The organism is Silanimonas sp. (assembly GCF_044377035.1).
GTDB lineage: Bacteria > Pseudomonadota > Gammaproteobacteria > Xanthomonadales > Xanthomonadaceae > Silanimonas.
In genome coordinates this window covers 24,937-46,013 of the sequence record NZ_JBILJW010000008.1, presented here as the reverse complement: position 1 = coordinate 46,013, position 21,077 = coordinate 24,937, and the positions used below count along the sequence as shown (strand labels likewise).

Annotated in this window: 16 protein-coding genes; 7 read left to right on the top strand and 9 right to left on the bottom strand. The window is 69.1% G+C overall.

Annotation, left to right across the window (positions count from 1 at the left end; genetic code table 11):
• Positions 1-120: 120 nt before the first annotated feature.
• A complete protein-coding gene (locus tag ACIQ6S_RS06060) occupies positions 121-1,293 on the top strand; it encodes an MFS transporter (protein WP_397607573.1) in 1,173 nt (390 codons plus the stop codon).
• Positions 1,294-1,304: 11 nt separating this feature from the next.
• On the opposite strand, the gene ACIQ6S_RS06055 is transcribed toward ACIQ6S_RS06060, so the two are convergent.
• From ACIQ6S_RS06055 to ACIQ6S_RS06040, 4 genes are read right to left on the bottom strand one after another with little or no spacing between them, the layout of a single operon-like run.
• A complete protein-coding gene (locus ACIQ6S_RS06055) occupies positions 1,305-2,195 on the bottom strand; it encodes a 5'-nucleotidase (protein ID WP_397607572.1) in 891 nt (296 codons plus the stop codon).
• Complete coding sequence (locus ACIQ6S_RS06050) at positions 2,195-2,962, bottom strand: NAD kinase (protein ID WP_397607571.1); 768 nt, start codon at positions 2,960-2,962, stop codon at positions 2,195-2,197. The genes ACIQ6S_RS06055 and ACIQ6S_RS06050 overlap by 1 nt, the downstream gene beginning before the upstream one ends.
• Before the next feature lie 14 nt (positions 2,963-2,976).
• On the bottom strand, positions 2,977-7,836 hold the full coding sequence (locus ACIQ6S_RS06045; RefSeq protein WP_397607570.1) for an NAD-glutamate dehydrogenase: 4,860 nt from the start codon (positions 7,834-7,836) through the stop codon (positions 2,977-2,979).
• Positions 7,837-7,885: 49 nt separating this feature from the next.
• Positions 7,886-9,979: an amidohydrolase family protein gene (locus ACIQ6S_RS06040; RefSeq protein ID WP_397607569.1), complete on the bottom strand. Its 2,094-nt coding sequence runs from the start codon at positions 9,977-9,979 to the stop codon at positions 7,886-7,888.
• Between the two features lie 97 nt (positions 9,980-10,076).
• On the opposite strand from ACIQ6S_RS06040, the gene ACIQ6S_RS06035 reads away from it, so the two are divergent.
• Both ACIQ6S_RS06035 and ACIQ6S_RS06030 read left to right on the top strand, forming a co-directional pair.
• A complete protein-coding gene (locus ACIQ6S_RS06035) occupies positions 10,077-10,454 on the top strand; it encodes a VOC family protein (protein WP_397607568.1) in 378 nt (125 codons plus the stop codon).
• A gap of 81 nt (positions 10,455-10,535) precedes the next feature.
• Positions 10,536-11,150, top strand: a complete 615-nt coding sequence (locus ACIQ6S_RS06030) for a putative metalloprotease CJM1_0395 family protein (RefSeq protein WP_397607567.1) — start codon at positions 10,536-10,538, stop codon at positions 11,148-11,150.
• A 33-nt stretch (positions 11,151-11,183) separates the two neighbouring features.
• Here ACIQ6S_RS06030 and abc-f read toward each other — a convergent pair whose 3' ends face one another.
• On the bottom strand, positions 11,184-13,085 hold the full coding sequence (abc-f, locus tag ACIQ6S_RS06025; RefSeq protein ID WP_397607566.1) for a ribosomal protection-like ABC-F family protein: 1,902 nt from the start codon (positions 13,083-13,085) through the stop codon (positions 11,184-11,186).
• Between the two features lie 143 nt (positions 13,086-13,228).
• On the opposite strand from abc-f, the gene ACIQ6S_RS06020 reads away from it, so the two are divergent.
• The gene (locus tag ACIQ6S_RS06020; RefSeq protein WP_397607565.1) at positions 13,229-15,133 is read left to right on the top strand and encodes a DEAD/DEAH box helicase; all 1,905 of its coding nucleotides are present in this window, start codon (positions 13,229-13,231) and stop codon (positions 15,131-15,133) included.
• A 39-nt stretch (positions 15,134-15,172) separates the two neighbouring features.
• Here ACIQ6S_RS06020 and ACIQ6S_RS06015 read toward each other — a convergent pair whose 3' ends face one another.
• The 4 genes from ACIQ6S_RS06015 to ACIQ6S_RS06000 all read right to left on the bottom strand — a co-directional run bounded on the left by ACIQ6S_RS06015 (position 15,173) and on the right by ACIQ6S_RS06000 (position 18,354).
• Complete coding sequence (locus ACIQ6S_RS06015) at positions 15,173-15,589, bottom strand: DUF1801 domain-containing protein (RefSeq protein WP_397607564.1); 417 nt, start codon at positions 15,587-15,589, stop codon at positions 15,173-15,175.
• An 11-nt stretch (positions 15,590-15,600) separates the two neighbouring features.
• The gene (gene putP, locus ACIQ6S_RS06010) at positions 15,601-17,106 is read right to left on the bottom strand and encodes a sodium/proline symporter PutP (RefSeq protein WP_397607563.1); all 1,506 of its coding nucleotides are present in this window, start codon (positions 17,104-17,106) and stop codon (positions 15,601-15,603) included.
• On the bottom strand, positions 17,103-17,519 hold the full coding sequence (locus ACIQ6S_RS06005) for an energy transducer TonB (protein WP_397607562.1): 417 nt from the start codon (positions 17,517-17,519) through the stop codon (positions 17,103-17,105). The genes putP and ACIQ6S_RS06005 overlap by 4 nt, the downstream gene beginning before the upstream one ends.
• Positions 17,520-17,601: 82 nt before the next feature.
• On the bottom strand, positions 17,602-18,354 hold the full coding sequence (locus ACIQ6S_RS06000; RefSeq protein ID WP_397607561.1) for a sulfurtransferase: 753 nt from the start codon (positions 18,352-18,354) through the stop codon (positions 17,602-17,604).
• A 130-nt stretch (positions 18,355-18,484) separates the two neighbouring features.
• Here ACIQ6S_RS06000 and ACIQ6S_RS05995 point away from each other — a divergent pair, with 130 nt between their 5' ends.
• From ACIQ6S_RS05995 to ACIQ6S_RS05985, 3 genes are read left to right on the top strand one after another with little or no spacing between them, the layout of a single operon-like run.
• Positions 18,485-19,330 (top strand): hypothetical protein, encoded by an 846-nt coding sequence (locus tag ACIQ6S_RS05995; protein WP_397607560.1) that lies wholly within the window; start codon positions 18,485-18,487, stop codon positions 19,328-19,330.
• An 8-nt stretch (positions 19,331-19,338) separates the two neighbouring features.
• A complete protein-coding gene (locus ACIQ6S_RS05990; protein WP_397607641.1) occupies positions 19,339-19,776 on the top strand; it encodes an FKBP-type peptidyl-prolyl cis-trans isomerase in 438 nt (145 codons plus the stop codon).
• A gap of 10 nt (positions 19,777-19,786) precedes the next feature.
• Positions 19,787-21,052, top strand: coding sequence for a TIGR03862 family flavoprotein (locus ACIQ6S_RS05985; protein WP_397607559.1), 1,266 nt, complete (start codon positions 19,787-19,789; stop codon positions 21,050-21,052).
• Positions 21,053-21,077 lie beyond the last annotated feature (25 nt).

The following is a 21,077-nucleotide window of genomic DNA, read 5'->3' as shown; positions in this document are numbered from 1 at the left end:
GTTCCATGATTCCAGAACTATGGAATTCAATTCAAGCCCGAATAGCGGTTGGGACCGAAGGTGGCGCCTCGGCAGGGCCGACGGTGCGATCATCCTCGGGCCGTCGTCCTCCCGCCGCCCATGCCCTCCCCGCTCCGTCGCTACGCTGTCTTCTACTTCTGTTTCTACGCGGCTCTCGGCGCGTACACGCCCTATGTGGCGCGGTTCGTCGACCACCTCGGCTTCAGCGGTCTCGTAGCGGGCGGCATGCTGGGCCTGTGGTACGCGTCGCGCATCGTGGCACCCCCGCTGTGGTCGCGGATGGTGGCGCAGAGCGCGCGGCCGGGCCTTTGGCTTTTGGCTGGTTGCGTGCTGGCCAGCCTGGGCTTCGCGTCGTTCGGCGCGGTGTCCAGCGTCACCGGCTTGTTCGCTGCCATGCTGTTTTTCGGCGCGTTCTACAACGCAGTGATGCCGCAGTTCGAGGCCATGACCCTCGGGGCCATCGCCGGCGAGACCGAGGGCTATGGCCGACTGCGCGTGTGGGGATCGGTCGGCTTCCTTGTTGTTGCCGGGAGCTACGGCGCCTTGCTCGATGCCTGGGGCGAAGCCTGGTTCGTGTGGGCCACGTTGCCTTGGTTCGCGTTGATGGTCTGGGCGGCCTGGCCCTTCCGGAATGAAGCACGATCGGGCGCTGCAACGGGGACCGTTCGCGTCGCCATGCGCGAGTTGTGGAACCGTCCCGGCACGCGGCCTCTGCTGCTGCTCGCCTTGCTGGTTCAAGCCGGCTTCGGTGCGTTCTATGTGTTCTATACCCTGCACCTGCGGGCCAACGGCCATGACGGTCTCGCGGTCGGCCTGCTCTGGATGGTCGGGGTGTTCGCTGAGATCGTGCTGTTCTGGTGGGCCCCGGGCCTGATCCGCCGCCACGGTGTCCATGCATTGATGGCGCTGTGCCTCGGGCTCACCGTCGCCCGCTGGATCGTGGTCGCGCTGTTCCCGGCATCGATGGCCCTGATGGTCGCGGCGCAACTGACGCATGCCCTCGGTTTCGCGCTCTTCCATGCCTGCCTGATGCAGCGCATGGCGGCGCTGTTCCCCGGCCACGAAGCGAGCGCGGGCCAAGGTCTGCTGTATGGCTTTTCGTCCGGACTCGGTGGCGTGGTCGGCGCGCTGCTCGCGGCGGTGCTGTGGGAATGGCAGGGTGGCGTCGCGGCCTTCCTGGGGGGCGCGGCACTCACGGCGGCCGGCCTCGGATTGCACTTGCTCCGGCGCACGGAGCCACGGCCCAACGCAGCGAAGCCGGCGGCCCCCTGACGCGTGGGGCGTTACTCGTTCGAGACCCCGTGAGGCACGTGGCCGGTGGCCACGTGCTGCATCGCGCTTTCGATGTTGTGCATCGAATCGTCAAAGAAGATATCGGCACCGAAGGTGTCGAGGAATGGCCCTTTCGGGCGTCCCCCGAGGAACAAGGCCTCGTCGAGGCGGATGCCCCACTCGCGCAGCGTGAGGATCACTCGCTTGTGCGCCGGTGCCGAACGCGCGGTGACCAGGGCGATGCGGATCGGTGGATCGGCGGCCGGCAGGGCCTGTTGCAAGGTATGCAGCGCCGAAAGAAACCCACGGAACGGGCCGCCGGAAAGCGGCTCCAGCGCGCGTTCGGTCTCATGGTCGTGGAAGGCCTGCAGCCCCTCCTCCTGCGAGACGCGTTCGCTCTCGTCGCCGAAGATCACGGCGTCGCCGTCGAAGGCGATGCGCAACTGCGGATGGCGGTCCACCGGCGGGAGGCCGGTCGGCAGGATGGTCGCCGCAGCCACGCCATGTTCCAGCGCGCTGCGCACGCTGGCGGGGTTCGCGCTGAGGAACAGCTGTGCGCCGAACGGCTGGATGTAGGGGTGCGTGTCGGCGCCGCTGGTGAACACCGCGCGCACGATCCCGAGACCGTAATACTCGATGGCGTTGAAGATGCGCAGGCCGGTGTCGGCGGAATTTCGCGACAGAAGGATCACTTCGACCGGCGGCACGCCGGCTGGCAGCAGCGCGTTCAGCGCCAGCAGCTTTCGCACCAGCGGGAAGGCGATGCCCGGCTGTAGCGGTTGGTCCTCACGCTCGCGCTGGTAGGCCGCATAGGCCTTGAGGCCCTCGCGTTCAAACAGCGCATGGCCGTCCTCGAGGTCGAACAGCGCCCGCGCGGTGATGGCGACGACCAGAGGACGCATCAGCTCTCGAACTGCTCGTTGAGGATGCGGTCCGCGAGGTCGTGCTCGGGGTCGAACAGCAGGTTCACGGTGTGCGTGCGCGATTCGCGGATCCGCACTTCGACCACGTTGCGGACCTCATGCGAATCGGCGGTGGCGCTGACCGGGCGCTTCAGCGCGTCCAGCACCTCGATCCCGATCTCGGCGTCGGATCGCAGCAACGCACCGCGCCAACGGCGTGGGCGGAACGCGGCGATCGGCGTCATGGCGATCACCTCCGAGCCGAGCGGCAGGATGGGGCCGTGCGCGGAGTAGTTGTAGGCCGTGGAGCCGGCCGGCGTTGCCACCAGCATGCCGTCGCACACCAGTTCGTCGAGCTTGCGCTGGCCATTCACCGCGATGCGAAGGTGCGCCGTCTGGCGCGTCTGCCGCAGCAGCGAGACTTCGTTGTAGGCGAGCGAGGTGATCGTCTGCCCGCCTTCGGTGACGGCCTCCATTTCAAGAGGCCGGAGCACGTTGTGGCGCGCGAAAGCGAGGCGCTCCAGCAGCCCGTCGGCACGGTACTGGTTCATCAGGAACCCGACCGTGCCGAGCTTCATCCCGTAGACCGGGATGCCCAACCCGCCGTGCCGGTGCAGGGTTTGCAGCATGAAGCCATCGCCACCGAGCGCCACGATCACCTCGGCGTCGGCCGGGGTGCAGGGGCCGTGCGCGGCCTCAAGCGCCTGGCGGGCCGCCTCGGCTTCCGCCGTGGGGCTCGCCAGGAAGGCGATCCGTGAGAAGGCCATCCCTGCCCGCCCGGTCAGCCGACGCGCCCGCCGGCCGCGGCGATCTGGCCGAGGCGACGCACGGCGACCAGCAACGTCGCGTAGTCCATACCGCGCAGGTTGCGCATGTCGGCGAACATGGCCAGCGTGTAGCGCAGGGTCGAATCCTCGCGCGAGAGCCACGCACCCACGGCATTGGCGGCGCCCTTTCCGGCCGGCGTGCCGGCGAGCACCTGGCCGACCAGCGTGCTCTGCTGCTGCTGCAGCTCGTCACGCAGCGCGCCGCGGGCCTGGGCGTGCCAACGGCCCTCGACCGGCAGCAGTTCGACCTGGTCCATCAGCCATTTGGTGTGCAGCGCGTCCGAGAGCGAGAAGTAGACGCGCGCCACGTCGGCCACCGGCAGCTTGCGCTGCAGGGCGATCTGCGCGACGTCAAGCCCGTAGGCGAGGAAAGGCAGGGCCGCGAAGTCGGCCGCCAGCGCCGGCGAGAAGCCCTTGCGCGTCCAAGCCTCGATACTGGCCTCGTACTGCGCCTTGGCTTCGCCGGGGAGCGCCTTCGGCAGCACGGCACGCAGTTCGTTGAGGCTGGCTGCATAGCGCTCGACCATCGAAGCGATGACCAAGTGCTCGCCCGGCAGGTTGAGCATCCAGCGGGTGTACTGGCGCAGCAGGTTCCAGACCGCCATCAGCGCGTCGATCTGCGCGGATTCCGGCACCTTGAGGTCCGCGGCGTCGATCGCCGACCACCACTGGCGCGCGTCGAGGATCTCGCGGGCAATCGTGTAGGCCTTGGCGATCTGCGCCGGCTGTTCACCGGTGTCTTCCTGCATGCGCAGCACGAAGGTGGAACCCATGCGGTTCACCATCGAGTTGGTCACCGCCGTGGCGATGATCTCGCGGCGCAGGCGGTGGCCTTCCATGTCGGCCGCGTAGCGCTCCTGCAGCGCCTTCGGGAAATAGCGCTGCAGCTCACGCGACAGGTAGGGATCTTCCGGGACGTCGCTGTCGAGCAGCTGGTTGAAGATCACGATCTTGTCGTAGCTGAGCAGGATCGACAGTTCGGGTCGCGTCAGGCCGAGCCCGCGCGAACGGCGGTCGCTGAATTCGGCGTCGGACGGCAGGAACTCGATGGCGCGGTCGAGCAGGCCCTGCGATTCCAGCGTGCGGATCAGGTGCTGGAAGCTGCCGAGGCGCGGAATGCTCATCCGCTCCATCAGGCTGATGGCCTGGTTCTGCCGGTAGTTGTCGTTCAGCACCAGCTCGCCGACCTCGTCGGTCATCTGCGCCAGCAGCGTGTTGCGCTGCTCGAGCGTCAGGCCACCGCGCGCCATCACCCCACCCAGCAGGATCTTGATGTTGACCTCGTGGTCCGAGGTGTCGACGCCGGCCGAGTTGTCGATGAAGTCGGTGTTGAGCAGCACACCGGCGGCGAGGCAGGCTTCGATGCGGCCCTTCTGCGTCATGCCGAGGTTGCCGCCCTCGCCCACCACCTTGCAGCGCAGCTCGCGGCCGTCGACGCGCAGACCGTTGTTGGCGCGGTCGCCGGCGTCGGCGTGCGTCTCAGTGCTGGCCTTGACGTAGGTGCCGATGCCGCCGTTCCACAGCAGGTCCACCGGCGCCTTGAGGATGGCGTTCATCAGTTGGGCGGGCGTCACCTGCTCGGCGTCGCCCTCGATGCCGAGCGCCTCGCGAACTTCCGGGCTGACCGGAATGTGCTTCGCCGAACGCGGATAGATACCACCACCGGCCGAGATCAGCGCCTTGTCGTAGTCGTCCCAGCTCGAACGCGGCAGCTTGAACAGGCGGTCGCGCTCGATGAAGGACTTCGCCGAATCCGGGTTCGGGTCGAGGAAGATGTGGCGGTGGTCGAAGGCCGCGAGCAGGCGGATTTGCTTCGACAGCAGCATGCCGTTGCCGAACACGTCGCCCGACATGTCGCCCACGCCCACGCAGGTGAAGTCCTGCGTCTGCGAATCGCGCCCCATGGCGCGGAAGTGGCGCTTCACCGACTCCCAACCACCGCGAGCGGTGATGCCCATGCCCTTGTGGTCGTAGCCGACCGAGCCGCCCGAGGCGAAGGCATCGCCCAGCCAGAAGCCGTGCTCGGCGCTGATGCCGTTGGCGATGTCGGAGAACGTGGCCGTGCCCTTGTCGGCGGCGACGACGAGGTACGGATCGTCCGCGTCATGGCGAACGACGTCGAGCGGCGGGACGATCTTGCCTTCGACGATGTTGTCGGTGATGTCCAGCAGGCCGTTGATGAAGCGCTTGTAGCTGGCGATGCCCTCGGCCATCCACGCGTCGCGATCGGCGCTCGACGGCAGGCGCTTCGGGAAGAAGCCGCCCTTCGAGCCGACCGGCACGATGACCGTGTTCTTCACCATCTGCGCCTTGACGAGGCCGAGCACTTCCGTGCGGAAGTCCTCGCGGCGGTCCGACCAGCGCAGGCCGCCGCGCGCCACGGGCCCGAAGCGCAAGTGCACGCCTTCGACCCACGGCGAATAGACGAAGATCTCGCGGTAGGGCTTGGGCTTCGGCAGGTCCGGCACCTTGGACGGGTCGAACTTGAAGCTGATGTAGTCGCGACCCTTGGTCTGGTGGAAGCTCGTGCGCAGCGTGGCCTGGATGACCGCCTTCAAGCTGCGCAGGATGCGGTCTTCGTCGAGGCTCGAAACCTTCTCCAGCACGGCCCCCATCGCTTCTTCGATGCCCGCCATCGCGGCATTGCGTTCCAGTCCCGTGGCCTGTGCTGCGGCGTCGACGGCGGCAGTGAGCGCGGTGCGGTCGGCCTCGGCGAGCCCGGCCAGCACGCGGCCGAGCGAATCGCGCGCCGCGGCGCTGCGGGCGGCATCGGCGTCGCCGCGTGCAGGGTTGAAGCGCGCCTCGAAGAGCTCCGCCAGAAGGCGAGCCACCAGCGGGTAGCGCACCAGCGTCTCTTCCATGTAGGTCTGCGAGAACGGCACGCCGGTCTGCAGCAGGTACTTGGCGTAGCCGCGCAGCATCGCCACCTGGCGCCACGTCAAGCCGGCGGCGAGCACGAGCTTGTTGAAGCCGTCGTTCTCTGCATCACCCGACCAGATGCGGGCGAAGGCTTCCTCGAAATCGGCACGTGCCGCGGCGAGGTTGCCGAGCGGGCGCTGGGCCTGCACCACGAAGTCCTGGATCGCCACGAGGCGACCGTCGGCTTCGAGTTCGAAGGGGTGTTCGGACAGGATGCGCAAGCCGAGGTTTTCCAGCATCGGCAGCGCGTCCGAGAGCGCGATCACTCGGTCGAGGCGCATGGCCTTGAAGCGAAGGCCTTCCTCGTTCTGGTACAGCGAGAGCGCGAGGTCTTTCTCGGAAGCGAGCTGATCGGTGCGAACGAGGTCCTGCGCCGCCATCTCGGGCGTGACCGCGTCGATGTAGCCCGGCGGCAGGCCCTTGGCGAAGCGGCGGGCCAAACGCAAGCCATCGCTCTCGCCCTTCGCGCGCACCAGCGCATCGCGAAGCCCGTCCTGCCAATTGCGGACGATGGCGGCGATGCGTTGCTCCAGCGCCGTCGCGTCGGCGGCGACGGTGGCGCCCGCCTTTGGCCGGATGACGAGGTACATCTGCGCCAGCGGCGACTCGCCGATGCTGATGCCCGAATCGATGCGCTCGCCCTGCAGCGCGTCGCGCAGCAGCGTTTCGATGCGATTGCGCACTTCGCCGCTGAAGCGGTCGCGCGGGATGTACACGAGCGCCGAGAAGAAACGACCGTAGCGGTCGCGGCGCAGGAAGAGGCGGCTGCGCACCCGCTCCTGCAGCGCGAGGATGCCCATCACCGTGGTGAAGAGCTCATCCGCCGAACTCTGGAACAGTTCGTCGCGCGGCAGCGTGTCGAGGATATGCCGGAGCGCCTTGCCGCTGTGGCTCGCGGCGGACAGGCCGGAGCGCTCCATGATCTGGTCGTGCCGGCGGCGCACCAGCGGGATCTCCCACGGGCGGCGGTTGTAGGCGCCCGAGGTATAGAGGCCGAGGAAGCGCTGTTCGGCGACCGCCACGCCGTTCTCGTCGTAAACCAGCACGCCGATGTAGTCCATGTAACCGGGGCGGTGGACCGTCGCGCGGGCATTGGTCTTGGTCAGGATCAGCACGTCGCGTTCGCCTGCCTGGCGAGGCGCCACGAATTCGCTCACCGCGCGCGGCGGCTGCGCCGACGCGTGACGCATCAGGCCGAGGCCGCTCCCTTCCACCGCGGCCAGCGTGCGCTCCGCGCCGTCGCCCGAGACCCGGTACTCGCGGTAGCCGAGGAAGGTGAAGTGGTTGTCCGCAGCCCAGCGCAGGAAGTCCTGCGATTCGGCGCGGATGACGTCATTGACGGGCAGCGCGCGGGTCGACATCTCGTCGGCGGCGCGCACCATGATGTCGCGCATCGCCGCCCAGTCCTGCACGCAGGCGCGCACGTCGGCGAGGGCACCTTCGATGCCCTGCTGGATGCCGGCGAAGTCCTCGGTGGCCTGGCGGTCGATCTCGATGTGCATCAACGATTCGCCGTCGATCACCGGATGCACCAGCAGGTGGATGCCGATGCCGCGCTCGGCCAGCGCCATGCTCACCGAGTCGACGAGGAAGGGCATGTCGTCGTTGGCGATCTGCAGCACGGTGGGCGAGCTGCCGAAGCCCTGCGGCGAGGTCTCCGGATTCAGCATCCGGAGCTTCGGCGCGCCGGCGGCGCGACCCGCGGCGAAGGCCAGCATGTCCCGGGCCACGGCCAACCAGGCGTCGGCGGGGCGCAGCACGAGATCTTCCTGTGGCACGCGGGCGTAGAACCGTTCGACGAAGCGCGACAGCGCCGCCCCGTCAGGTCCCGAGTTCGCTGCAGCCGAGGCCAGGGCGGAAAGTTCGGGGTTGGGGGCGGCGTTCGGGGCGCTCATGGGGTCGGTCGATCCGGCGACTGAGTGAAAGCTCGAAGTGTACGCGGTCTCAACGTCGGCCCGATGCTCCCGGAGCCGCCGTGGGGCCGGTTTCCACCCATTGGGGACTGGCATCAACGAAGGGCTTGATGCCCAATTCTCGGTAGACGGACGTCGGTTCGATGTGCTTGCCCTGCGTCACCACGGTCACCATACGCCGGAGTGCGGTGATGTCCGCGGTCGGGTCGCCGTCGACGAGGGCAAGGTCGGCGACGAAGCCTTTCGCGATGCGGCCACGCTCGCTGGCGAGTCCGCTGTAGCGGGCGGCGTTGCGCGTGGCGATCTGCAGCACTTCGTTCGAGGGGATGCCAGCCATCGTGTACAGCTCGAGCTCGCGCTGCAGGGTGAACCCGGCCATGGCGTCGGTGCCGGCCACGAGCGGCACGCCGGCCCGGTGCAGGCGGCCGATGAAGTCGATCATCGCCAGGTAGCTCTTCTCGTAGCGTTGTTGCGTGGCGTCGTCCGGAATCTCCATGCCGCCGCTTCGGAAGCTGCGCTGCACGCTCGGCGGGAAGTGGTCGGCCACCGCGGCGTAGGCCGGCGAAAGGGTGCCGTCTTTCTGCCGAAGGAAATCGAAGGTGGCGAGGGTCGGATCGACGACGGTTTTCTGCTCGACGAGCAGGCGGATGAAGTCCTGGACCGGCGCACTGTCGAAGTCGATCTCGCCGGTGCGCGCCGCCGGGAGGTAGAAGCGCTCCAGCGTGCGCGTGTCGGTCTTGTCGTTGACGAGGAAGTTGAGCAGCACCTGGTTGACGTGGTTCAGCTCGTCGAAGCCGTACTCGACCACGGTGCGCGCGCGCAGGAAGGCCGGCACGTGGCCGCTGACCCGCAGGCCACGGGAATGGGCGTAAGCCACGGTTTCGCGCAGGTGCTGGCGCGGGAAGCTGTTGTAGACCTTGATCTGCGGATAGCCGCGGGCGGCGTACCAGTCGACGGCGGACTTCGCTTCCTCCAGCGTGCTCACCACGAAGCCGTTCCGCGCCGAGTACGGGCTCTCGCCCTCGAGGAAACCGGCCGGTACGACCTGCGGGCCGAACACCTCGCCGCGCGCGGTCTCGTCGATGATGCGCTGCACCGTGGCGTTGTCGTTGCCCATGTCGCGCACCGTGGTGACGCCGGCCGCGAGGTTGAGGCCACCTTCCCAGCGACCGACGTGGCCATGCATGTCGAACAGGCCGGGAAGGAGGACGCGCCCCTCGGCATCGAGCGTGCGCGCGGCGCCGCGGCTGTCGCTGCCGGCGGGCAGCACGGCGGCGATGCGACCCCGAAGAATGTAGACGTCGCTCAGTTCCTCGCCGAGTTTGGCAGCCTCGCTGTCGAACACGCGGGCATTGCGGATGACCGAGAGACCGGGCATCGGCGTCGCGAGCCGCTGGTTCAGTCCGGCGAGGATCTCGGCCTCCGCGGCCAGCTGGAGTTCGCCGAGGCGCTTCTCCTCCGCTTGGTAGCCCTCGGGCAGCGCGGCGAGGTAGCCCGGGATGATGAATCCGAAGAACGTCGGGGTGTCGCCCGTGGTGACCCAGCCGAACGAGGGCGTGAGGCCCAAGCCGCTCTGCGCGATCAGCGCGACCTCGCGACGGCTCGCCCCTTCGCCGACCGTGGTGCGCGTGATCTCCCGCTGGGTCATCCGGCCAGAGGGCAGCAGGTCGAGGGTGTTCCCTCGACGCGCCGCGGTCTGGAACATCAATTCAGCGAGCGCCACGCTTTGGCTGAAAGGCACGTACAGGCGTCCACCCGGCGCGTCGCTCTCGCCCTGCTCCGTGCTGCTCGACCAGCTCGCCTTCCGGCCCCGCACGTCGAAGCGCTCGTCCACCTTCGAACCGAAGGTCGTCGAGCCCGTGGCTCGGTAGCTGAGCAAGCTGCCGTCGTCGGCGATCCGGAACACTTCGTCGAGCTCCGGCCCGCGGCCGTTGTCCTTGAAGATGAAGCGCCCACGGCATTCGCCGGCGGCGTCGCAGGCGAGCGTCTGTTCACCGGCCACCGTGCCGTTGTCGACGGTGATCACCCATCGACGCGGATTCGACGTTTCGGCGGCCGAGGCCGCGCCTGCCGCCACGAGGGCCCATCCGATCCACATCGCCGCGCGGGCCGCCCGTTTCGCCATCGTCGCTCTCCCCGGAAGATGCCCCGACTCTGCGCCGCGCGGTGGTGGCCCGCAAGCATCGTCGCTAGGCTGGGGCGACCCAACGAGGAGCGCCACCATGATCGGCTACGCCACCATTGGCACACGCGACATCCATCGCGCCGTCGCTTTCTTCGATGCCCTGCTCGCACTGATGGACGCCAAGGTGTTCATGGAGGAGCCGGGCAAGTTCAAGGCCTGGGAGGGCAAGGACGGCGGCACCGGCTTCGGTGTGCTCTACCCCTTCGATGGCCAGCCGGCGACGGTCGGCAATGGCAGCATGCTGGCCCTGGCCTGCCGCGACCCGGCCCACGTCGACGCGGTTCACGCGAAGGCCCTGGCGCTCGGCGGCGCGGACGAAGGGGCGCCCGGCCCCCGCGGCGGCGGCTTCTACGCCGCCTACTTCCGGGACCTCGACGGCAACAAGTTCAACGCCTTCTGCATGGCCGGGGGCTGACCCCGGCCGATCGTGCGCCGCATCACGACACGGGGGCTCCGGCGGGCGTAGGGTGCCGGGGTTCCGCGCACCGGACTGCCCATGCTGATCGGCCCGTCCATCGCTCCTTCGGCCCCCGCGTCCGCCCCGTCCAAGACGGAGGCGGTGGCTGCGCCTTTGCCGGCGGTGGCCCTGGCGCCGGCATCGACCCAGCCGCAGACCCTTCGTGCCGCCGTCCCGGTGACCGCCGGCAGCCCGCGGAACCCGCTCGAGGACGCCCGCACCCGGGTAGCGATCCAGCAGCTCCAGGCCCGCGACCGCGAAGTGCGCCAGCACGAACAGGCCCACATGGCGGCCGCCGGCGGCCTGCTGAAGTCCGGCCCCAACTACAGCTACATCACCGGCCCGGACGGCAAGCGCTACGCCGTGGGCGGCAGCGTCGAGATCGACACCAGCGAAACCAGCGACGACCCCGAGGCGAATCTCGAAAAAGGCGAGCGGATCCAAGCCGCCGCGCTCGCTCCAGCCGAACCTTCGGGGGCCGACCTGGCCATCGCCAAACTGGGCGCCCGGATCGAGCAGCGCGCACGGGCCGAGCTGGCCCGCCGCGAAGCCGCCGCGAACGCCTATTCGGAACAGGCCTCGCTCGGCGACGCGCTGCGCAATCGCGGCGAACCGCCCCGTTCAATTGGTCTCGTGCTCGAGCGCGTGGCCTGAGCCTTAACCGCCGCGACGGCGGCCGGCCGCGCCTCAGCCGTCGAGTTCGCTCCAGCGAGCGAAGGCGGCATCCAGTTCCGCCTGTGCGGCGGCCATCCGCGAATGGTGCGCGGCTTGGGCCGCACTATCTTTCGCATAGAATCCCGGCGCTGTCAGGGCATCAGTGAGCGACGCCATCTCGTTCTCGAGGGCGTCGATGCGCCCCGGCAAGGCTTCGAGTTCGCGCTGCTCCTTGAAGCCGAGCTTGCGCTTCGGTGCAGCGGGCTTGGCCGGTTCAGGCGCCGGCACCGCGCGCGCTACGGGCGCTGGCGGTGCGGACTTGGCCACGGCCCCCGAGGTCGCGACCACGCTCGCCGCCGGGCGCTGCCGCAGCCAATCGGTGTAGCCGCCCACGTAGTCGCCGACGCGGCCGTTCCCTTCCATGACCAGCGTTGACGTCACCACCGAATCGATGAAGTCGCGGTCATGGCTGACCAGCAGCAGGGTGCCCGGGTACTCGCCGAGCAGTTCCTCCAGCAGTTCCAGCGTCTCGACGTCGAGGTCGTTGGTGGGTTCGTCCATCACCAACAGGTTCGAGGGCTGCGCGAAGAGCCGCGCCAGCAGCAGGCGGTTGCGCTCGCCGCCGCTGAGTTTGTGGATCGGTGCGCGGGCACGCTCCGGCGTGAACAGGAAGTCCTGCAGGTAGCCCATGACGTGCTTGCGCTGGCCACCGACCTCGACGAACTCCGCACCCTGCGACACGTTGTCGAGCGCGTTCCAGTCTTCGCGCAGCGCCATGCGGTACTGGTCGAAATAGGCCACCTGCAGGCCGGTGCCTTGCTTCACTTCGCCGGCCTGCGCCTGCAGGTCGCCCAGCAGCAGCTTGATCAGGGTGGTCTTGCCGCTGCCGTTCGGACCGATCAGGCCGATGCGGTCGCCGCGCATCACCGTGAGGTCGAGGTCGCGGACGAGCGTCCGCTCGCCGTGGCCGAAGGTGAGTCCTTGGGTCTCGATGACCTTGCGGCCGCTCTGCTGGCCTTCGGCCAGCGCCATCTTCACGTTGCCGGTCTTGTCGCGGCGCTCGGCGCGCTCGCTGCGCATCGCCTCGAGGCGGCGCACGCGCCCCTCGTCGCGGGTGCGGCGGGCCTTGATGCCCTGCCGGATCCAGACTTCCTCCTGCGCCAGCAGCTTGTCGAACTTGGCGTTCTCCTGCGCTTCCGAATGGGCGCGCTCCTCCTGACGGCGCAGGTAGTTCGCCCAGTCGCCCGGCCAGCTCGACAACAAACCGCGGTCGATCTCGACGATGCGGGTGGCCAGCGCCTTGAGGAAGCGCCGATCGTGGGTGACGAAGACGATCGTGCCCTTGTAGTCGAGCAGCGCGGCTTCCAGCGCCTCGATGGCCGCGATGTCCAGGTGGTTGGTGGGCTCGTCGAGCAGGAGGATCTGGGGTTCGGCCACGAAGGCGCGGGCCAGGAGCACGCGGCGCTTCAGGCCGCCCGATTGCGCGGAGAACGGCAGTTCGCCGTCGAGGCCGAGCTTGGTCAGGGTGGCGTCGACCTTGGCCTCGAGCCGCCAACCGTCGGCGGCGTCGATGCGGGCCTGAACGCGGCCGAGCGCGTCCATGTCGATCTCGTCGGCATGGCTGAGGTGGTGGAATTCGGCAATGTCGTGGCCCACCGAGCCGAGGCCGTCGGCGACGACGTCGTAGATCGAACCCTCGAGATGCGCGGGCACCTCCTGCTCGAGCCGGGCCACGCGCACCCCGCCTTCGAGGCGGCGCTCACCGTCGTCGGGGACGATCTCCCCCGCGATCAGTTTCAGCAGCGTGGACTTCCCGGCGCCGTTACGGCCGATCAGGGCGATGCGTTCGCCGGGTTCGATGGCGAGGTCGACACCGTCGAGCAGGCGCGGGCCGCCGACGCCGTAGTCGAGGCGATTCAAGGTGAGCAGAGGCATGGGTCGCAGTTTACGCGGTGGCCGCAGAACCTCCCCGCCCGGCTGAACCGCCGGTTGGCTCCCGTTGGGGTGGCGGGCTCGAAGGTCGGGTAAACTCCGCGCCCTTCCCGCCGGGCGCTTCAGCCGGCACTCTCGAGGCCGCCATGAGCGCCGATACCGAAACCTCCAACGAAGCGCCCTCGCTGCGCTTTGCCGACCTTGCCCTGTCCGATGCCCTGATGAAGGCCCTCGCCGCCGTGGGCTACGAGTCGCCCTCGCCCATCCAGGCCGCGACCATCCCGCCGCTGCTGGATGGCCGCGACGTCCTCGGCCAGGCGCAGACCGGCACCGGCAAGACCGCCGCCTTCGCCCTGCCCCTGCTCACTCGCATCGGCAGCAGCGCCGCCGGCGCGCCGCAGGTGCTGGTGCTCGCCCCGACCCGCGAACTCGCGATCCAGGTCGCCGAGGCCTTCCAGAAGTACGCCGCGTTCATCCCCGGCTTCCAGGTGCTGCCGATCTACGGCGGCCAGGCCTATGGGCCGCAGCTGAGTGCCCTCAGGCGTGGTGTCCACGTTGTCGTCGGCACGCCCGGCCGCGTGATCGACCACCTTGAGCGCGGTTCGCTGGACCTGTCGAAGCTGAAGGCCCTCGTCCTCGACGAAGCCGACGAAATGCTGCGCATGGGCTTCATCGACGACGTCGAGGCCGTGCTCAAGAAGACGCCGCCGGAACGCCAGGTCGCGCTGTTCTCCGCGACCATGCCGCCGCCGATCAAGCGCATCGCCCAGACCTACCTCAAGGACCCGGTGGAAGTGGCCATCAAGGCCAAGACCACCACGGCCACCAACATCCGCCAGCGCATGTGGATGGTCAGCGGCCTGCACAAGCTCGATGCCCTCACCCGCATCCTCGAGGCCGAGACCTACGACGCGATGATCATCTTCGCGCGCACCAAGCAGGCCACGCAGGAGCTTGCCGAGAAGCTGGCCGCCCGCGGCCTGGCCGCCGCCGCCATCCACGGCGACGTGCAGCAGGCGCAGCGCGAGCGCACGATCCAGCAGCTCAAGGACCGCAAGATCGACATCCTGGTGGCCACCGACGTCGCGGCCCGCGGCCTCGATGTGGAGCGCATCAGCCACGTCCTGAACTACGACATCCCCTACGACACGGAAAGCTACGTCCACCGCATCGGCCGCACCGGCCGCGCCGGGCGCAGCGGCGAGGCCATCCTGTTCGTCAGCCCGCGCGAGCGCGGCATGCTGAAGGCCATCGAGCGCGCCACGCGCCAGCCGATCGAGCCGATGACCCTGCCCTCGGTGCAGGCCGTCAACGATTCGCGGATCAGCCGTTTCCTCGACCGCATCACCCAGGCCCGCCAGCTGGAGGGCATCGAGCCCTTCCGCGCCCTCGTCGAGCGCTACGAGACCGAGCACAACGTGCCGGCCATCGAGATCGCCGCGGCGCTGGCCCGCCTGGTGCAGGGCGATACGTCCTTGCTGCTCGATCCGAACGTCCGCGAGCCGCGCATGGAGCGGGAAGAGCGCGGCGAGCGTCCGGAGCGCCGCGAGCGCGTGGACTTCGACAAGCTGCCGCGCCAGCCGCGCGGCGAGCCGATGAGCTGGCGCCCCGAGATGCGCACCCCGCGCGAGGACGGCCCGCCGAAGCCGCGTCCGGCCAAGTTCGACGCCCCGCGCGCGCCGGAGCCGGGTTTCGCGACCTACTGGATCGCCGTGGGCCACGCCCATCAGGTGAAGCCGGGCAACATCGTCGGCGCCATCGCCAACGAGGCCGGCCTCGAAGCCGCGCACATCGGCCGCATCAACATCCGCACCAACGACACGCTCGTCGATCTGCCGGAGGGCATGCCCAAGGAGATCATGGCCCACCTGAAGAAGGTGCGCGTCGCAGGCCAGGCCCTGATGCTGAAGGCCTACGACCCGTCGAAGGACGACAGCGGCGAGCTGGAAGGCGCGGCGCGTCCGTTCGTGAAGAAGCCCGGTTTCAAGCCCGGCGGCTTCAAGGGCGGCAACTTCAAGCCGGGCTTCAAGGGCAAGCCGCGCGGCGAGTGATCCGCCACGGGCGCGGTGCATCGCGCCCGGCCCACCGGCTCACCCGTAGCGGCGCCGCGTTTCGGCGATCGATGCCGCCACCAACGCTTCGAGCACGGCCCCGTCCACATCGGCCAGTCGCTTGACGTACAGGCAGGACTTGCCGATCCGGTGTTTCCCCAGCAAGGCGAGGCGCGCCTGCTGAGCCTCGCTTTCCACATCGACGTAGACGACCAGGTCCTTGCCGCGCACGGCAAAGCCGGCCAGGCACATCTCGCCTTCGCGACCGCTCTCGTAGCGGTAACGGTAGCGGCCGAACCCGACGATGCTCGGACCCCACAGGACCGCCAGTTCGCCAGTCAGGCGGGACAGCATCGCGACCAGCGCCTCGCAGTCCGGCCGCTGAGCCTCCGACGCGCGCTCGTCGAAGTAGGCCTCGACGCTGGCCGCGGTTGCCTGGGTCTTGTTCGTCGCCATGGCCTTCAGCCTCAGTAGCCTTCGGCCCGGAGCGTCTCGCGCACGCCGTCATGGCGCTCGCGCATGGCCTCGCTGGGGCCCGCCCCGAAACGACTCACCACGACGATGGCGATGGTGGCGGCGATGAAGCCCGGAACGATCTCATACAGGCTGCTGTGGCCCCCCGCGACGACGAGTTCCTTCCAAAGGATCACCGTCGTGGCACCAGCGACCATGCCCGCCAACGCGCCATTGCGGGTCATGCGGCCCCAGAACAGCGACAGGATCACCACCGGCCCGAACGCGGCGCCGAATCCGGCCCACGCGTAAGCCACCAGGCCGAGCACCTTGCTGTCGGGGTCGCGGGCGATCCAGATCGCCAGCAGCGCGACGGCGGCGACCATCGCCCGGCCGAACCACACCAGTTCACCCTGCCCGGCCTGCGGGCGCACGAAGCCCTTGTAGAAGTCTTCGGTGAGCGCGCTGCTGCATACCAGCAGCTGGCAGGACAGCGTGCTCATGATCGCCGCGAGGATGGCCGACAACAGCACGCCGGCCACCCACGGATTGAACAGCACCGTCGAGAGCTGGATGAAGACGCGCTCGCTGTTCGCCGCGACCGGGCCGACATGCTCCGGATGCACGGCGAAGTAGGCGTTGGCGAAGAACCCCACGGCCATCGCGCCGCCCAGGCAAAGAACCATCCACGTCATGCCGATGCGGCGCGCCATCGGGATGGTCTTCAGCGAATCGGCCGCCATGAATCGCGCGAGGATGTGCGGCTGCCCCACGTAGCCGAGGCCCCAGGCCAGCAGGGAAACGATGCCGACCAGACCAAGCGCGCCGCCGTTGAACCAGTCGGTTTTCGCCGGATCGGTCTGTTCGATGAGGGTGAGGCTCGCCTCGAGCCCGCCGCTCCCCAGCACCATCATCACCGGCACGAGGATCAGCGCGAAGATCATCAGCGTGGCCTGCACCGTGTCGGTCCAGCTCACCGCGAGGAATCCGCCGATCAGCGTGTACAGGATGGTGGCCGCGGCGCCCCACCAGATCGCTTCGGCGTACGGGAGGCCGAACACGCTCTCGAACAGCCGGGCGCCGGCGACGATGCCGCTCGCGCAGTAGATCGCGAAGAAGACCAGGATGACCGTCGCCGAAAACACCCGCAGCAGCTTCGCGTGGTCCTCGAAGCGATGGGTGAAGTAGTCCGGCAGCGTGAGCGCGTTCCTGGTGCGCTCGGTATAGACGCGCAGCGGGCCGGCCACGTACTTCCAGTTCGCCCAAGCCCCGATGACGAGGCCGATCGCGATCCAGGCTTCCGACGCGCCGCCGACGTAGAGCGCACCGGGCAGGCCCATCAGCAGCCAGCCGCTCATGTCGGAGGCGCCGGCCGACAGTGCCGTGACCACGCTGCCCAGCGAGCGGCCACCGAGGATGTAGTCGTCGAAACTGCGGGTGCGCCACCAGGCCCAGACGCCGATGCCCACCATCACCAGCAGGTAGAGGCCGAAGGTGATGAGCAGCGGCGTGGCGGTCATGGACTGGACTCGGAGGCGGCGTTGATTTCGCGGTCGCGGGCGACGCTTTCGAAGGGCGTGCCGCAGATCGCCGGGAGGGGTTCGTTGAGCTCGAAGAGTTTGAAGGCCATCTGGCCGTTCTGGTGCATCCGGACGAGGACGTGGGCCGCACGCTCATCCATACCGAGCGCTTCCCACTTGGTGCCGGACGGCGGCCGGAACGTCAGCGTCCTGACGAAACGGAGCGCATGACGGTCGGTCACGGCATTGCCGGAACGGCGCGAGATGCGGCTTTGCTTGGTGTGGCCTTCCGCAGTGACCGTTGTGGCAATGCAAACAAATGCGGGGACCGTGCCTACGCCCGGCCGCTCGACGACGCGGCTGGCCGCGACCGGAAGGGAAAGCAGCATGGCGAAGGCCGCGGCGGCGGCCACTGGGAAACGCGCGGTCAGGCGATGGTGGGGGCGGTTCGACATTCCTTGGTCCTTGGAGTCCTGGTGGGGGGGTGCGAGGAGTCTAGGCGGGGTCGCCGCCCTTGCCCATCGGCGACAGGTCCGGCGCGAGCGCCACCCGGTCGTCGAAGACGAAACAGCCGCCCTGCCAATGCGCCCCGCCGACGGCTTCGAAGTAACCGAGGATGCCGCCTTCGAGCTGTCGCACGTCGCCGAAGCCCATCGTCCGGAGCAGAGGCGCGGCCTTTTCGCAGCGGATGCCTCCCGTGCAGAAGCTCACCACGGTGGCACCGGCGAGCCGATGGCGTTCGGCCTCGAGGGCCTCCGGCAGTTGCACGAAGTCGTCGATCGGCAGGGTGAGCGCACCGTCGAAGGTGCCGTAGTCCACTTCTTCGCGATTGCGCGTGTCGAGCAGGACAACCGGACGGCCATCGTCGTCGTGCCCCGCGTCGAGCCAGCGCTTCAGCGTGGGCGGGTCAACCAAGGGCGCAGGCGAACCGATCGGGTCCACGCCTTCCCGACGGAACGCGATGATTTCGCGCTTGAGCTTCACCTTGAGCCTTGCGAAAGGAACGGCCTCGCTCCAGCTCTCCTTGGCGGCCAGGCCGGCGAACCGGGCGTCGTCCTCGAGCCACGCGAGGAAGCCGCGCAGCGCCGAAGGCTCGCCGGCGAGGAACAGGTTGATGCCCTCGGGCGCCACCAGCACGGTGCCCTTGAGGCCCGCCGCGTCCGCACGCGCGGCGATCGGCCCGCGGAGGGATGCCGTGTCGTCGATCGGCACGAACCGGTAGGCGGCGATGTTGAGGATCGAAGGCATGCGGGCTCGACGGTCGCCGGGAACGGGCATCGGCGAGGCCTTGGATTATCGCCGTGCCGATCGCGCCCGATACAGCTTGACATTGATCCTCTCGTTGCCAGACTTCCCGGCATCCACCACGGGAGCCGCCATGAACCGCCTCGCCCTCCGCCGCGCCGCCACGCAATCCCTCGCGCTCGGCGCCGTTCTCGCTGCCGGTCTCGCGACGGCCTCGGACTATCGCAACTTCAGCATCGGCGCCGGATTCACGCCCGACCCGCAGACGGGCACCGGCACCACGGGTGGCGCGCGCGATGCGTCGCAGGCGTTTGGTGGCCAGTGCAGTGGCAGCGTCGACACCACGCCCGACCACGTGATCACGGTCACCAGCGCGGTCAACTTGAAGCTTTACACCACCAGCACCACCGACTCGACGCTGGTGATGCGCGGTCCCTCGGGCACGTTCTGCGACGACGACAGCCGCGGCGAACTCGATGCCGAGATCAACGCCGTGCTGCGCCCCGGCCGCTACGAGGTGTATGTCGGCCACCTTGGCCAGACGGGCCAGTACACGCTCACCCTCACCGAAAACGTCGGTGGCACGGGGCCGGGCCCGGGAGGCGACGGCAGCATCGAGGCCTACCGTGACTTCACGCTCGGTGCCGGCTTCACCCCGGACCCACAGCGCAGCCGCGGCGAAACCGGCGGCTCGCGCGATGCGCGCAGCTTCGGCAAGGCCTGCGTGGGCACGATCGACACCTCGCCCGACCATCGCCTCACCGTGACCTCCGCCCTGAACCTGAAGATCTTCGTCGAGAGCACCACCGACTCCACGCTGGTGGTGGTCGGCCCGAACCGCACCTGGTGCGACGACGACAGCCACGGCGATCTCGACGCGGAGATCAGCGGCATGTTCTCGCCGGGCCAGTACCAGATCTTCGTCGGAACGAACGGCAACCAGAACGGCAACTACACGATCACCCTGACCGAACAGTGATCCGTTCCCTGCCCTTCGCGGCGCTGGCCCTCGCGGCCGCGCTGCTCGCCGGCTGCCACGCTCCCGAGGGACCTCCCGCCGGTGGCAGCCCGGCCGATCTCGAGATCACCGTGCTGCGCGCAGGCGATGGTGCCGTGGCGCGCAGCGGTGACACCGTCCGCGTGCACTACACCGGCTGGCTGTACGACGAGCGCGTCGCCGGCCGGAAAGGCACGGAGTTCGACAGCTCGCGTCCTCGGGGCGAGGCCTTCGACTTCCCCTTGGGGCGTGGCGTAGTCATCCGCGGCTGGGACGAGGGCGTCATGGGCATGAAGGTCGGCGAGCTGCGCGAGCTCGCGATTCCCGCCGACCTCGGCTACGGCAGCCGCGGCGCTGGCGAGGTGATTCCGCCGCACCAGCCCCTGATTTTCGAAGTCGAGTTGCTGGCCGTCGAGCCAGCGCGTTGAGAGTGGTTCCGTGAGCGACGCGAACACCGAGGCATGGGTCTGCCCCGGCGTCGCCATCATCGGCGGCGGGCCGGCGGGGCTCATGGCCGCGGAAGCGGCCCGCCGTGCGGGCGTCGAGGTCGACCTGTTCGAAGCCAAGCCGTCGGTGGGCCGGAAATTCCTGATCGCCGGCCGTGGGGGATTGAACCTCACCCATGGCGATCCGCGCCCCCGATTCGATCAGCGTTACAGCCGGGGCGCAGGCGAGGTCGGACACTGGCTGGACGCCTTTGATAGCGAACAGCTCCGTGCCTGGGCGCTCGAGCTCGGCGTGGAGACCTTCGTCGGCAGTTCGGGGCGAGTCTTCCCCAACGACATGAAGGCCGCGCCGCTGCTCCGCGCCTGGGTGGCCCGGCTGAAGCAGGACGGTGTCCGCTTGCACATGCGGCAACGTTGGGCGGGATTCGATGCCGACGGCCGAGCCGTGCTCGAAGGCCCGGATGGGCGACGACGGCTGGACGCACAAGCCGTGGTGCTCGCCCTCGGCGGGGGCAGCTGGCCGCAGCTCGGTTCGGACGGCGCGTGGCTGCCGTGGTTGGCGGAGCGTGCGGTGCCCACGGTGCCCTTGGAGGCGTCCAACTGCGGCTTCGACGTGGCCTGGAGCCCCTTCATCGCCACGAAGTTCGCCGGCGCACCGTTGAAGCCGGTCATCGCGCATTGGCGTGACGCCGGGGGACGCGAGCGCCAGTTGCAAGGTGAATGCGTGCTCTCGGCGCATGGCATCGAAGGCAGCCTCCTGTATGCGATCGGCCCGGACCTGCGGGCCGCCTTGCGTCGGGACGGGCACGTGGACATCGGGCTGGACCTCGCCCCCGGGCTCCCGATCGAGCGCGTTCGCGATGCCCTCGCCAAGCCCCGCGAAGGCCGCTCGCTCAGCGAGGTCTTGCGCCGCCGGCTGAAACTCGACGGCGCGAAAGCGGCCCTGCTGCGCGAAGTGCTGCCGCCCGCCGACCTCGCGGACGCCGGGCGGTTGGCGCAGGCCATCAAGCGCCTGCCCTTGCGCCTCGGTGCACCGCGCCCCATCGCCGAGGCCATCAGCACCGCCGGCGGGCTCGCAATGGGGGCAGTCGACGCGCACCTCGGCGTGAAGGCGCTCACCGGTTGGTTCGCCTGCGGCGAGATGCTGGACTGGGACGCCCCGACCGGTGGCTACCTCCTCACCGCCTGCTTCGCGAGCGGGGTGGTGGCCGGACGTTCCGCCGCATCGGCGTGTCGCGCCGCAACAACGCCGCGTTAACTCCGCCGAAGCGGGAGCGCGCTAG

Bases quoted from the DNA above. Each gene is read 5' to 3' on its own strand.
- ACIQ6S_RS06045 (WP_397607570.1), bottom strand. From the start codon at position 7,836: ATGAGCGCCCCGAACGCCGCCCCCAACCCCGAACTTTCCGCCCTGGCC.
- ACIQ6S_RS06035 (WP_397607568.1), top strand. From the start codon at position 10,077: ATGATCGGCTACGCCACCATTGGCACACGCGACATCCATCGCGCCGTC.
- ACIQ6S_RS06050 (WP_397607571.1), bottom strand. From the start codon at position 2,962: ATGGCCTTCTCACGGATCGCCTTCCTGGCGAGCCCCACGGCGGAAGCC.
- ACIQ6S_RS06000 (WP_397607561.1), bottom strand. From the start codon at position 18,354: ATGCCTTCGATCCTCAACATCGCCGCCTACCGGTTCGTGCCGATCGAC.
- ACIQ6S_RS06020 (WP_397607565.1), top strand. From the start codon at position 13,229: ATGAGCGCCGATACCGAAACCTCCAACGAAGCGCCCTCGCTGCGCTTT.
- ACIQ6S_RS06030 (WP_397607567.1), top strand. From the start codon at position 10,536: ATGCTGATCGGCCCGTCCATCGCTCCTTCGGCCCCCGCGTCCGCCCCG.
- ACIQ6S_RS06040 (WP_397607569.1), bottom strand. From the start codon at position 9,979: ATGGCGAAACGGGCGGCCCGCGCGGCGATGTGGATCGGATGGGCCCTC.
- ACIQ6S_RS05995 (WP_397607560.1), top strand. From the start codon at position 18,485: ATGAACCGCCTCGCCCTCCGCCGCGCCGCCACGCAATCCCTCGCGCTC.
- putP (WP_397607563.1), bottom strand. From the start codon at position 17,106: ATGACCGCCACGCCGCTGCTCATCACCTTCGGCCTCTACCTGCTGGTG.
- ACIQ6S_RS06015 (WP_397607564.1), bottom strand. From the start codon at position 15,589: ATGGCGACGAACAAGACCCAGGCAACCGCGGCCAGCGTCGAGGCCTAC.
- ACIQ6S_RS06055 (WP_397607572.1), bottom strand. From the start codon at position 2,195: ATGCGTCCTCTGGTCGTCGCCATCACCGCGCGGGCGCTGTTCGACCTC.
- ACIQ6S_RS06060 (WP_397607573.1), top strand. From the start codon at position 121: ATGCCCTCCCCGCTCCGTCGCTACGCTGTCTTCTACTTCTGTTTCTAC.
- abc-f (WP_397607566.1), bottom strand. From the start codon at position 13,085: ATGCCTCTGCTCACCTTGAATCGCCTCGACTACGGCGTCGGCGGCCCG.